Raw genomic sequence first — 11,831 nt, forward strand, 5'->3', positions numbered from 1 at the left:
AAATGAACATGCGTTCTTTGTTTATGACATACGTCTTTTTGATTCGTTTGAAAGAAAAACAAATCTATAATATTTTATCATCTCTAAAGTGATTTGTAAAGATCAAATTTAACATATCATTTTTTTTATTCATAAATAGTCCGATTTTATTTAGTGTGATTTAGTCTTAATTTGTGTATGATTTTCCTTCCCGGGTATATTATCCTCATACGGACGATTTATCCAGTGAAAGGGGGATTTTTATTATGATCAAAACAATATACCTAGCAGGGGGCTGTTTCTGGGGATTACAAAAGCTGATGAAGGAAATTAAAGGTGTTGTTCATTCAACTGCTGGTTATGCTAACGGAACCGGAGAGGCCGATGCCAATTATCAGAAGGTCTGCAGCGGCAAGACCGGTTTTCGCGAGGCAGTCAGGGTGGATTACGATCCTGCAGAAATAGATTTAGCGGCGCTGCTTCATATGTTTTTCTACGTGATTGACCCAGAGGCTGTGAATCAGCAGGGCAACGACGTTGGCAGTCAATATCAGTCTGGCATCTATTACGACGCGGCAGACAAAGAAGCGGAAGAAACAGTGCTGCAGTTATCTGCTATAGAGCGAGAACGTTATCCGCACTTTGCCGTTGAAATCAAACCTATTGAAAACTTCTTTGATGCAGAAGACTATCATCAAAATTACCTGGACAAAAATCCAGGCGGTTATTGTCACATTTCACCGAAGAAGATGAAGGAAGCTAGAGAAATGCTGATCAATCCCGGTCATTACAGACGACCGGATAACCCGAAGGAAATCAAAGAAAGGCTGTCAAAGGAACAGTATTACGTTACTCAAGAAAGCGGGACGGAACCGCCCTTCAAAAACGTTTATTGGGATCACTTCGAAAAGGGCATCTACGTGGATGTGGTCACAGGAGAGCCGTTGTTTTCATCTCTTGACAAATTTAACAGCAGTTGCGGGTGGCCGGCATTCTCCAGACCAATTGAAGACTTGTCCATGGTCGAAAAGAGGGATCGAAGCTTTGGCATGATCAGGACGGAAGTAAGGAGCAGGGCAGGAAATTCTCACCTGGGGCATGTATTTGAAGGCGAGAGGGAATCGCCAAATGGCATTCGCTATTGTATCAACAGCGCAGCCTTACGCTTTATACCTTTTGAGAAGATGGAAGAAGAAGGCTATGGTTATTTAAAAGGGATTTTTAAATAGGGTAGGACGGAAACCGGCAATTGACGCCGGTTTTACTTTGAAACGAAATGTTTTACTTGCCTTTTTTACCATATGCAGTTAATATGTTGACATAGCTAATAAGGGGGTTATGAATGAGAAAGTTTAGACGCAAATTCAGAGTGATGCGCAGGGCCATGCACAGGGAACTGAGGGAGCATAAGAGTTCCTTTATCGTATTCTCCATTTTGAGGGCACTGGTCGTCGTAGTGATGATTCTGCAGATATTTAATAAAAATTACGAAAATGTATTCCTCTGTGGACTGACGCTGATACTGCTTTTGGTGCCCAGCTTTGTACAATTGGAGTTACGAGTGGAACTGCCCAAAACCTTGGAGATTATCATACTCCTCTTTATCTTTGCCGCTGAGATTCTGGGGGAAATCAGAGAATTTTACATAAAGATACCATTGTGGGATACCATGCTGCACACGATGAACGGTTTTTTGGCCGCCGCCATCGGATTCTCGTTGGTTGACTTGCTCAATCGCAGCAAACGATATACCTTCCAGCTTTCACCCCTGTTCATGGCTATGGTGGCATTTTGCTTTTCCATGACAATTGGGGTGATATGGGAATTTTTTGAGTTTGGGATGGACTACTTCTTTAACATGGATATGCAGAAGGACACTGTCATACATAGAATCAATTCGGTGATGCTGAATCCCGATGGAATCAACGTGCCGTATACCATAGAGAACATCCAGGACACTACGGTCAATGGCAAGAATCTTGGGCTTGACGGTTACCTGGATATCGGACTCATCGACACTATGAAAGACATGTTCGTCAATTTCATCGGAGCTGTCGCCTTTTCCTGCTTTGGTTTCCTCTATGTTAAGAGCCGCGGAAAAAACAAAATTGCTGAGGGTCTGATTCCCAGCATCAAGACGAAAGATGCGGACTTTCTCACACAGGAAGAAGATGAAAGCAAAGTTGCAGAATAATTGTGAATACATCAAAATTTACGGAGACACTTTCTAAGGGGAGTGTCTTTTTTGTGTTCTTGCCTCGCCTGCATAGTATACTGTTGACAAATAATATACTGTGTAGTACGATATACCTATGGAGGCGCAATATGAACATAGAAGAATGGAAATCGCAAATTAAACGAGGTACTTTAGAATACTGCATTTTGCTTATGATTCATCAAAAACCGTGTTACGGTTATGAAATATTGCAGAGACTGAATGAATACCCTATTATCACTGCCAAGGAGAGCACCATTTATCCTTTACTCAGACGGCTTTTGAAAGAAGAATATCTGTCATCATCTTGGCAGGAATCCGCAGAAGGTCTGCCGCCTCGCAAATATTATGTAATCACCGATAAAGGTAAAATGTATTTAGATACAATGTCCTACGAATGGGACAATTTATTAAATGCTATTTCTGACTTGAAGGGAGAATGACAATGGACAGAAACCTGGAACTTTATTTAGATACTTTTGATAAACATTTAAAATCTATGCCGGCATCAGAGCGAATTGATATCATCAAAGAAATCAAGAGTTCAATCATTGAAATGGAGAAAAGTGAAGGACTGACTCCACAGCAGATTATCGATAAATTGGGAAACCCCAAAGACTTGGCACAGGCATATTTGGGAGAAAGCATCTCCAAAAATCCCGGCTTCAACTGGCAGAAATGGAAGACCGTCATTGCATTTTATGGGGCGACTGGATTCTCTGGAATGTTTGTCATTCCAGTTTTGGGTATTCTGTCACCTGTACTAAAATTGTGCGGTTATTTTGTGCCTTTGGCTGGCCTTGTCAAATTAATCGGATTTTATCTTGGCTATGATCTTCCCATTGCAATCGTGCAGATTGGATCCTTTGAGCTGCATCCGGCTCTTGCCCTTGTGGTCGCAGTCATTTTCGGCGTGCTATTTCATTCCCTAGGCCGTTATCTCTGGAAATTGCTTTTGGAATATATACGGAAAGTCAGTGAGAAGAAAAGAAACTTGTTTGTCAACTGAATATGAACTGTAATGTCAGTAAAAAGAGCAGCATAGCCAAAATGGCCGTACTGCTCTTTTGTTTATTATCTGGATTTTCGATTACTGTAACCAGGCATTTGATTTGATACTCAGACAGGAGAAACCTATAATGGAATCAGAAGATGGATCCCTCTTTTATAAAACCAGTATCATCACTTCGAATATGTCTGATTAACGGAAGAATGGCCGGATTGCTGTTGGCCTCACACCATACGGCACAGCTGTAAATTTTGGCCTCATCACTGTGAAAGTCCAGAGCTTTCAGCGATTTCCGGCTCTGACACTCTGCGGCGAATTCGGAATGGGGAATGACAGTGATGCCCTCGCCTGTAGTCACGCGGGTCAACATAGAGCTGAAGCTGTTCTCCCATTTCACGCGGGGAGAAACTCCCAGATCTTTTAGAAGAGATAGAATTTTATTTCCCCAGCGAATATCGTCTTTCAGCAGATAGAGCGGGCTGTTGTCAAATGCATTGGTCAAATTTCCTGGAGATATCTCAAAGATAGAGACCATGGAGAGAAAATCAATGTGTATAGGCAGGACATTAAACTGTGACGGCAATTTTTCACCATGGCGCAAGGTGATAAATCCGACATCAAAGTTTCTGCAAGCGAGTCCGTCTAAGATTTCTTCCATAGAGGATTGGGAACAGTTAATCGTTGCCTCGGGATACAAATCCCGCATTTTCACAATTGCAGCATCGATACCGAAGAGATCGAACCTCTGTGAAGATGTGTCGAAACAGATGTGAATCTTCATGGAGTTCTTATCCCTCTTGTTCTGCTCATCGGCTGTCAAAGTCAGTTCATCTACCTTTGCCAAAATATCTCTGGCGATAGGAAGCAGTTCTGCACCGACTTTGGTCAGAGAGACCTTGCGCTTATTTCTGACAAAGAGCTGGACACCGAGTTCCAGTTCTAGCTCAGCGATGTGATAGCTGAGAGAAGATTGTGAAATATAAAGATTGTCCGCAGCTTGTGAGAAGTGGAGATACTCAGCTAACGTTACAAAATATTGAATTCTGCGCAGTTCCATAGATTCACCTCTTAAATAAATTATCTGCATCTAGTTTATCATAAAAAATATCAGATGCACACATGGAAGGAGAAAAAATGTTTATAGATAGTAAAGTCAAAGTTGACAGCAAGGATATGGAAAGCTGCCGCCGATTTTCCCAGACCACTTATTGGCAGCGGGAATGTGAGGAACTCTTCGATGATGCATTTTCCCTGGATCTCCCTTATGCACCGCCGGGAATGTATCAGCATTTAGGAAAAAATGAATTAAAATGGCATTACGATTGGCTTTCTCATACAGTAGGAAATGACTGGAAATGGGAGAATATAAAAGCACTCGGCACAGACCATGAAGGCATTTTCTGGGTCTTTCGCTCAGGTGCTGGCAGCGTCTGCTGGGGCGGAAAAGAAGGCTGGTATGAAAGTAAATTTGCTACTTTGCTGCAGATTCAGGACGGCAGGATTACTTATGCCAAAGATCACTTTGACCCGACGGGTTTTTATAAAGCCGTCGGCGTAGAATTACCTAAATTCTATTATGACGCTAAGCCGCCTGAGGGATTTTCAGAAGCAGTAAAACCGTGTCGAATACCCGGTACTGAGGAAAGCCTGCAAAGACAGATAAAAGAAACACTGGATTTCTTTGTCCATCCAGACTATTGGAATCCAAAAGTGAAGGATGTCTTGGCAGAAGACTTTGTTCACGAGTTGACCTTTGCTCCGGCAGACATGCCCAGGGTTTATCGGGGAAGGGCGTACGACGCGCTGAACGAATGGCTGGACAGGCATCTGAAGGGAGGCGAAATTTATGATGAGGTGTTTTATCAAACGACAGACCCTCATATCTACATTACAGAATATAACTGCCTCTTTGAAACCGACTGGGGATACACGGAAGAGCAGATAAATGCCGGTGCTCACGGCAGATATCCTAATCGGGAAATATCATTCATTGAACTTGACGATCAGGGACGCTGCCGCAGGCTGGACGAATATCTGAATACGATGAGCAAGTTTCTCTCCATAAACGCCAGTATCCCCACTTTTCCATATATGTTTTATTAAACCTGCAGAAAGGAGGCTCTTATGAAACTGACGATTCGAGAAAGAGTGTGTTACGGCTGCGGGGATTTGGGCAGCCAGTTCGCATACAATCTGGTAACAACTTATTTAATGATTTTTTTCACTGATATTTTGGGTCTGTCTTCTGTGGCGGCAGGCACGATTTTCCTCATTGCGACAGCTTTTGACGCGATAAATGATCCAGTAATGGGCAGCATTGCGGATCACACGAAGACGAAACACGGCAGCTATCGGCCGTTTATGATGGCGGCAGCGATTCCCTATGGCATCTTTCTTGCTCTATGTTTTGTGGCGCCAGATTGGTCCTATGGCGGCAAATTGGCGTGGGCGTATGCAGTCTATCTGCTATACGTGGTCTTTTCTACGATGTTTCAAATGCCCTACGGTTCGCTATCCAATGTGATGACGGACGATATTAAGGAGCGGACCATTTTAGGCGCTTTCAGGGATTGGGGAGCAAATCTGGCGGGCTTTTTGCTCAATATGTTTGCGGTGACCATTATCACTGGCAGCAGTGCAGACGGGAAAAGTATGGACGGAAAAGGGTATCTGACCTTGGGCATCATCATTGCCGTCTGCTGTATCTTCTTCACCCTAGTTGCCGCTTTGGGAACAAAGGAACGAATCAGGCCGCCGAAGAATACAGCAAAGTTCTCCGAGAGCCTGAAATCCATCGGGCAAAACAAGCCTGCGCTCTGCATTTTGTTCATGGTATTTTTCATCAACTCGTTTGTGGCATTTAGAAGCACCTTTACCACGTATTACGCAATCTATTATCTAGGCAGTGAAAAGATGATTCCCTTGATTTTGACTACCATGTATACGCTGCCGCTGCTTGGACTGCTCTTTGTGCCAAAACTGATAGAAATGATCGGCAATAAAAGAATGTTTATGATCAGCGGACTCTGTGCGATGATCAGTGGAGGGCTGTCGCTCCTTGCAGGAACCAATTCGCTGTTGGTGATTCTTTCTGCCATTTTCGGCGGATTGACCCTCAGCGGAGTATTTGCAAACATATGGGGCTGCATGCCTAATGTTGCAGACTATGGACAATGGAAGACAGGCATCAGAGCGCCTGGACTGATTTACGGACTGGCGACCTTTGCCATCAAACTAGCAGTGGCACTCTCAACCTATCTGGTGGGCTGGCTGCTGGATTGGGGCGGATATGACGGAGGACAGGCTGTACAGGCGGCGCAAACCGTCCATTTCATTTACCTGGCCAACGGCATACTGCCAATTATTTTTGGCCTCATCGGTATTGTGATGATTCTCCCATATGACCTGAATAACGAAAAAATGAGGAAAATAAAAGAAGAAATGTCAGCAGGAAAGGCGCTGACCAGAAAATAGAGAAAAAAATAGGACATCGCCATCTCCATGATGACGGTGTCCATTTTTGTTTGTATTCATCAGGCTAGAGGATTACTCAGCCAGCCATTTCCCTAACTCTGCAACTTGCTTCTGATAATCGGCATTACCTGCAAAGGCATCTTTCGGGTTTTCCCCAGGAAATACCAAGGTTCTGTGATCGCCAAAGCCTGCCAGGGCAAAGCAAGTGTTTATGAACTCGCCTGCAGGACGGACGGCTTCTTCTGGACTTCCGCCGCAGGTAAGCACGATGCCCAGCTTCTTTGCCGGATCTGGCGTTGCCATTCCTTTGGCAGGATTGAACATGGAATAGAAACGGTCTGTCAGAACCTTGCAAGTGCCTGGCACATTGCCGAAATAGATTGGCGCTACAAAGACTGCCCCAGCGCAGTGCTTCAGTTCTTCAATCACTGCAGAGGCATCATCCTTCTGTACACAGCCATCGTGAGTTTTACAGTATTCACAAGCCTGACAGGAACCGATTTCCTTGTCTTCTATGCGGAAAATCTCTGCCTCAAAACCAGCCTTCTTTAATTGGGACTCACACTGTGTCGCAATATTGTCGCTGTTACCTTCTTTTCTTGGACTTCCAGTTATAATGATATACTTTTTCATTTGAATCAGCCTCCTTATGTAATTTTGTTGATTATCTAAATTATACTACTTTTAGATTAATTTACAAGCTGGCGTATGAATCTCCATTGTAAAGAAAATACTAAAAAGAATAGTAGTTGAATTTGGAAGGAGAACATAGATGAGTTCAATTTGGGAAAGAGGCGTAGAGCTTCCGTCGTTTGAAACGGTAAAAAGTGACAAAAAAGTAGACGTGCTGGTTATCGGAGGCGGCATGGCAGGCCTCTTGTGCGGATATTTTTTGCAGAGCAAGGGTGCAAAGTATGCGGTTATAGAAAAGGACAGAATTGCAGGCGGTGTCACCAGAAATACTACAGCGAAAATCACTTCGCAGCACGGACTGATTTACAGCAGACTCAGCCAAGATTTTGGGCAGGAAAAAGCGGCTGCTTACCTGAAAGCAAATGAGCTTGCTTTAGCGCAATATAAGAAGATGGCGGCTACGATAGATTGTGATTTTGAAGAAAAGACAAACTTCATCTACACTACTGAGGATAAGGCAAAAATCCTCGATGAGGTGGAAGCGGTCAATCAGATTGGCGGCAAAGCCATTTATACAGAACAGGTGGAGGTCCCTTACAAGATTGAAGCTGCCATAGGCTTTGCACAGCAGGCACAGTTTCATCCTTTGAAATTTATCTCTGCCATAGCGCCCGATTTGTCAATCTATGAGGAAAGTTTCGCTGCCAAAATTGAAAAGGAGCACTTCGGTTATTCTGTAACTGTAATCAATGCACAGGGAAACACGGTAAAAATTAATGCTGACAGAGTGATTACGACGACCCACTTCCCATTTGTTGATAAATATGGCATGTATTTTATGAAGATGTATCAACAGCGGTCTTACGTTCTGGCCTTGAAAAACGCAGCAAAGCTAGACGCAATGTATATCGGTAATAGACAAAAAGGAGATAAACTGCACAACTTGTCTTTCCGCACTTACAAAGATCATCTCCTCCTCGGGGGCTGCGGCAGCAGAACAGGGACAAAATGCGGCGCTTTTGATGAGCTGCGAGAAGCGGCAAAAACCTATTATCCAGAGAGCAGAGAAGTTGCTGCCTGGGCGACCCAGGACTGTATGACCTTGGACGGCCTTCCTTACATCGGTCGTTATGCCAAAAAGAAAGACGGACTCTATGTAGCCACCGGATTTAATAAGTGGGGTATGACCAACTCCATGGCTGCGGCCATGCTTTTGACGGGAAATATGGACAAGGAGCTGGCAGATGTTTTTCGGCCGGATCGATCCATGATGAAACCCCAGCTCTTCATCAACGGCATGGAAACCGCAAAGAACTTTGTGAAGCCAGTCGGTCACCGCTGCACACACTTGGGCTGTGCACTGAAATGGAATAAGGCAGAGAAGACTTGGGACTGCCCATGTCATGGCTCGCGGTTTGAGGAAGACGGCGAGGTCATAAACAATCCCGCGCAGAAAAACCTAAAAGGTTGACATTGTCTTTCACGCCCGGGAAAGGTATAATAAATGATAGATTATCACTTTATCATACCGAGAATGGGAGCAAAGCCATGGCACTTAGCAATGATAAAATCGAAAAACTTGTCAAAATTGCCAGCATGTATTATGAGGAGAACAAAAACCAGAACGAAATTGCCCGCAGCCTGGGGATTTCCAGACCGCTGGTCAGCAGATACCTGACAGAAGCCAGAGAATTCGGCATTGTAAAAATCCAAATACAAAGTCCTATCGAAGAGCGAAAAATCATCTTGGACCGCCTGCAGGAGAAGTATGGGATTCGCGGCGGCGCAGTCATCGAGACTAGCGAAAATGTGGTGGACACCAATCGGGATATCGCAGACTGTATCGTCAAGGGGTTGAAAGATACAGCGGGAATGCAGATCGGTATCGGCTGGGGATCTATCATTGGAACCATAGCCGATCGTCTGAATCAGGTACCGGCCAGAATGCTGCATACCAAGGTCTATCCTCTAGTGGGCAACAGCGGAGTATTTAACAGAGATTATCACACCAGCGAGATTGTACGGATATTTGCGGAGAGAACAAGCGGACAGCCTGTCTACTGGTACGTGCCAGCTTTTGTAGACAGCTCAGATGAAATCAGACGGCTAAAAGAGCTGGACAGCTATAAGCAGATGGAGAGCGGTTGGAAATCCATCAAGATTGCCTTCGTCAATATCGGAAATTATCCCTCCGTGCCCGATTTCGCCACGGCGGCCAGCTATGGGAACCGCCTGATTGAGCAGAAAGCTGTGGGAAAATTGTTATGCTATTATTACGATAGCAGCGGAAGGTTTATCAAGCCGGACATGGAGTGTACCATGCAGATTCCCCTGGAAATTCTCTCAAAGCGGAAATTCGTGGTTGGAGTCTGTGGAGCAAACGTCAGCCCCAAGGCCCTGGCAGGAGCCTTGAAGACAGGCGTTTTCACCCATATTGTGGCAGCTAAAAATATATTAGAACAGGTGTAATCATGGGCAACGTGTTATTAGTAGAAGACAATCCGAGCGCAGTAAAGAAGATTGTCCAGTATATCAAAAGAATATCAGTCGATTCAGCGGTGGTCTCTTTTGCAGAAGCAGGTGCTGCTTTACAGTACGCAAAAAGCAATGATGTTTCACTTTTTATTCTGGATATTCAGTTAGAGGATTATAAGGGTACCAGCTTAGCAAAGCAGGTTCGCCAGCTACCGGAGTATAAATATACGCCGATAATTTTTGAAACAGCGCTGGCGGGAGAAGAGCTTTCTGCCTATCGAGATGTAAAGTGCTATAGCTTTCTTGTGAAACCCTTTGACGAAGAAGAGTTTACCGCGGCTTTTCGTGATGCCATGGGCTTGTCCAGCAAGATGAATCAGCAGGTCAGAACCATCCGGATCGAACAGAAGCAGTTTATTTTGGAATATACCGTGCAGGACATCGCCTACGTGGAGGCCTTCGGAAAGAAGCTGGACGTTCACACAAGGAGCCGTATATCTGGCATCAAAGAAGACGTGATTTCCGGTTACACCCTGGCGGGGATGCTGGCCCTGCTGGATGAAACTGATTTTGTCCAGTGTCACAAGAGCTATATCGTCAACAAAAGACATATTGAGAAGATTGATAAACCTGGGCGGCAGATCTTTCTCAAAGGGTTTGCAGAGCCAATCCCTGTGGGAAATAAATATCAGCCTGCATTGTGGGGGTCGTTATGAATCTGGTTACCAATCTGATTGCCTTAGGCTTAGATGCCGGGATACTGGCCCTTTGCTGCGAAGGCGTCTTTGGACAGAAATCGAGTGGAAAGACAAGAGACCTTCTGCTCCTTCCCATTCTTTTTCTGCTCTTTATCATACCGAGGGTGAATGTGATTGCCGTCAGGGAAAAAATAACTGTGTCCATTCCCGTGCAGGGGTTTGAGATCGTGCCTGTTGACGGCCTCGTCGGCCTGCTGTTCCTTATTTTTTCTGTATTGCTGCTGAACAGTATCTTCTTCAGTCAGAGAAGCAGCGGTCATATTTTTTGCGGGACGATGGCGGTTTTCTCCATCTACCTCTTTGTCAAGTGCCTGAGCATTGTTTTTCTTGCTGTCTGTGGAGCAGAGAATCTTTTGCTCCTTTTAGGCAGCAGAGGCCTCTCTTTGGGTCTTGTCCTTCTGCTCATTTGCACGCCTTATTTGGAGCAGATCCGTGAGTTTGTTCAGACGGGTGATTTTATTGTCTGGATTGTTTCTGCCAATGTGGCAATTTTACTGGCAGCCGTGCTTACTGTCCTTTCCTTTGACGTGGATCAGATTCTTTCCCATTTGTGGCTCATCGTCACCTTGCTGCTGGGAATTCTGCTGCTGGACAGCGTGCTGCTGTTTTTTCATCAGCACAGAGGGCAGGAGCGCAAGCGAATTCATATGATTGAACAGTACGTGCCCATTGTAGAGGAACTGATTTCCCAGGTCAGGGCGAGACAGCACGAGTTTGACAACCGTATGCTTGCCATTGAAACCGCAGTGTCTCTGGCGGATACCCTGGAAGAAGCACAGCAAGAAGTGGCAGCGCTTGCCAAAGGCGTTTCCCTTACCCCCAATGACCGCGAACTGCTTTCCTGCGACAGTAAAATCATCGCCGGCATGTTATTTGACAAGATGAAGCAGGCAGAGGCGGCAAACCTTTGCATTGAGCTGCAGCTGCACGGTCTTTTTAAGAAGACGGCGGTTCCCGAAACGGAATGGATCGAGGCCATGGGGATTCTGTTGGACAACGCCATCGAGGCATCGCCAAAGGGCAGTACCATTTATATGTCGAGTAGAAAAAGCGGCGATTATCTGGAACTGCTGGTTTCCAATCCGGGACAGGCCATGTCCAACACAGAATTTATGGCGCTGTTCCGCAGAGGCGCGACAACAAAATCCAGCCCGGGGGATCGAGGCTTCGGCTTATATAACATTCTGCGTATGACAGAACGTTACCACGGCAAAATTTTGACACGCAACGAAGTGATTTCTGGAGAAAACTATGTTGTCTTTGGTCTGCTCCTTCCGTGATAAGGGTA

Annotated in this window: 12 protein-coding genes; 10 read left to right on the forward strand and 2 right to left on the reverse strand. The window is 45.0% G+C overall.

The window, feature by feature from the left end; all coding sequences use genetic code 11:
* The first annotated feature begins 245 nt into the window (after positions 1-245).
* The 4 genes from msrB (at position 246) to ACMQ5W_RS02310 (ending at position 3,203) form a co-directional block, all read left to right on the forward strand.
* Positions 246-1,208, forward strand: a complete 963-nt coding sequence (msrB, locus tag ACMQ5W_RS02295) for a peptide-methionine (R)-S-oxide reductase MsrB (RefSeq protein ID WP_419023057.1) — start codon at positions 246-248, stop codon at positions 1,206-1,208.
* 113 nt (positions 1,209-1,321) lie between these two features.
* Entirely contained in the window at positions 1,322-2,173 is an 852-nt protein-coding gene (locus ACMQ5W_RS02300; protein ID WP_419023059.1) for a hypothetical protein, read from the forward strand.
* A gap of 131 nt (positions 2,174-2,304) precedes the next feature.
* Complete coding sequence (locus ACMQ5W_RS02305) at positions 2,305-2,637, forward strand: PadR family transcriptional regulator (protein WP_148494225.1); 333 nt, start codon at positions 2,305-2,307, stop codon at positions 2,635-2,637.
* Positions 2,638-2,639: 2 nt separating this feature from the next.
* The gene (locus ACMQ5W_RS02310; protein ID WP_419023061.1) at positions 2,640-3,203 is read left to right on the forward strand and encodes an HAAS signaling domain-containing protein; all 564 of its coding nucleotides are present in this window, start codon (positions 2,640-2,642) and stop codon (positions 3,201-3,203) included.
* 136 nt (positions 3,204-3,339) lie between these two features.
* Here the strand turns inward: ACMQ5W_RS02310 and ACMQ5W_RS02315 are convergent, their stop codons facing one another.
* Positions 3,340-4,260, reverse strand: a complete 921-nt coding sequence (locus ACMQ5W_RS02315; protein WP_419023063.1) for a LysR family transcriptional regulator — start codon at positions 4,258-4,260, stop codon at positions 3,340-3,342.
* Between the two features lie 77 nt (positions 4,261-4,337).
* Between ACMQ5W_RS02315 and ACMQ5W_RS02320 the strand changes: the two genes are divergently transcribed.
* A complete protein-coding gene (locus ACMQ5W_RS02320) occupies positions 4,338-5,306 on the forward strand; it encodes a PhzA/PhzB family protein (RefSeq protein ID WP_419023065.1) in 969 nt (322 codons plus the stop codon).
* Positions 5,307-5,327: 21 nt separating this feature from the next.
* On the forward strand, positions 5,328-6,677 hold the full coding sequence (locus tag ACMQ5W_RS02325) for an MFS transporter (protein ID WP_419023067.1): 1,350 nt from the start codon (positions 5,328-5,330) through the stop codon (positions 6,675-6,677).
* Positions 6,678-6,749: 72 nt separating this feature from the next.
* Here ACMQ5W_RS02325 and ACMQ5W_RS02330 read toward each other — a convergent pair whose 3' ends face one another.
* Complete coding sequence (locus tag ACMQ5W_RS02330) at positions 6,750-7,310, reverse strand: flavodoxin family protein (protein WP_419023069.1); 561 nt, start codon at positions 7,308-7,310, stop codon at positions 6,750-6,752.
* Positions 7,311-7,449: 139 nt separating this feature from the next.
* On the opposite strand from ACMQ5W_RS02330, the gene ACMQ5W_RS02335 reads away from it, so the two are divergent.
* The 4 genes from ACMQ5W_RS02335 (at position 7,450) to ACMQ5W_RS02350 (ending at position 11,823) form a co-directional block, all read left to right on the forward strand.
* Complete coding sequence (locus tag ACMQ5W_RS02335; protein WP_419023071.1) at positions 7,450-8,781, forward strand: FAD-dependent oxidoreductase; 1,332 nt, start codon at positions 7,450-7,452, stop codon at positions 8,779-8,781.
* Positions 8,782-8,858: 77 nt separating this feature from the next.
* On the forward strand, positions 8,859-9,779 hold the full coding sequence (locus ACMQ5W_RS02340; protein ID WP_419023073.1) for a sugar-binding domain-containing protein: 921 nt from the start codon (positions 8,859-8,861) through the stop codon (positions 9,777-9,779).
* A gap of 2 nt (positions 9,780-9,781) precedes the next feature.
* A complete protein-coding gene (locus ACMQ5W_RS02345) occupies positions 9,782-10,501 on the forward strand; it encodes a LytR/AlgR family response regulator transcription factor (RefSeq protein WP_419023075.1) in 720 nt (239 codons plus the stop codon).
* Complete coding sequence (locus tag ACMQ5W_RS02350; protein WP_419023077.1) at positions 10,498-11,823, forward strand: sensor histidine kinase; 1,326 nt, start codon at positions 10,498-10,500, stop codon at positions 11,821-11,823. Before ACMQ5W_RS02345 ends, ACMQ5W_RS02350 begins: the two co-directional genes overlap by 4 nt.
* The last annotated feature ends 8 nt before the right edge of the window (positions 11,824-11,831 follow it).

It is taken from the genome of Emergencia sp., assembly GCF_048465375.1.
Taxonomy (GTDB): Bacteria; Bacillota; Clostridia; order Peptostreptococcales; family Anaerovoracaceae; genus Senimuribacter.

Bases quoted from the DNA above. Each gene is read 5' to 3' on its own strand.
- msrB (WP_419023057.1), top strand. From the start codon at position 246: ATGATCAAAACAATATACCTAGCAGGGGGCTGTTTCTGGGGATTACAA.
- ACMQ5W_RS02300 (WP_419023059.1), top strand. From the start codon at position 1,322: ATGAGAAAGTTTAGACGCAAATTCAGAGTGATGCGCAGGGCCATGCAC.
- ACMQ5W_RS02305 (WP_148494225.1), top strand. From the start codon at position 2,305: ATGAACATAGAAGAATGGAAATCGCAAATTAAACGAGGTACTTTAGAA.
- ACMQ5W_RS02310 (WP_419023061.1), top strand. From the start codon at position 2,640: ATGGACAGAAACCTGGAACTTTATTTAGATACTTTTGATAAACATTTA.
- ACMQ5W_RS02315 (WP_419023063.1), bottom strand. From the start codon at position 4,260: ATGGAACTGCGCAGAATTCAATATTTTGTAACGTTAGCTGAGTATCTC.
- ACMQ5W_RS02320 (WP_419023065.1), top strand. From the start codon at position 4,338: ATGTTTATAGATAGTAAAGTCAAAGTTGACAGCAAGGATATGGAAAGC.
- ACMQ5W_RS02325 (WP_419023067.1), top strand. From the start codon at position 5,328: ATGAAACTGACGATTCGAGAAAGAGTGTGTTACGGCTGCGGGGATTTG.
- ACMQ5W_RS02330 (WP_419023069.1), bottom strand. From the start codon at position 7,310: ATGAAAAAGTATATCATTATAACTGGAAGTCCAAGAAAAGAAGGTAAC.
- ACMQ5W_RS02335 (WP_419023071.1), top strand. From the start codon at position 7,450: ATGAGTTCAATTTGGGAAAGAGGCGTAGAGCTTCCGTCGTTTGAAACG.
- ACMQ5W_RS02340 (WP_419023073.1), top strand. From the start codon at position 8,859: ATGGCACTTAGCAATGATAAAATCGAAAAACTTGTCAAAATTGCCAGC.
- ACMQ5W_RS02345 (WP_419023075.1), top strand. From the start codon at position 9,782: ATGGGCAACGTGTTATTAGTAGAAGACAATCCGAGCGCAGTAAAGAAG.
- ACMQ5W_RS02350 (WP_419023077.1), top strand. From the start codon at position 10,498: ATGAATCTGGTTACCAATCTGATTGCCTTAGGCTTAGATGCCGGGATA.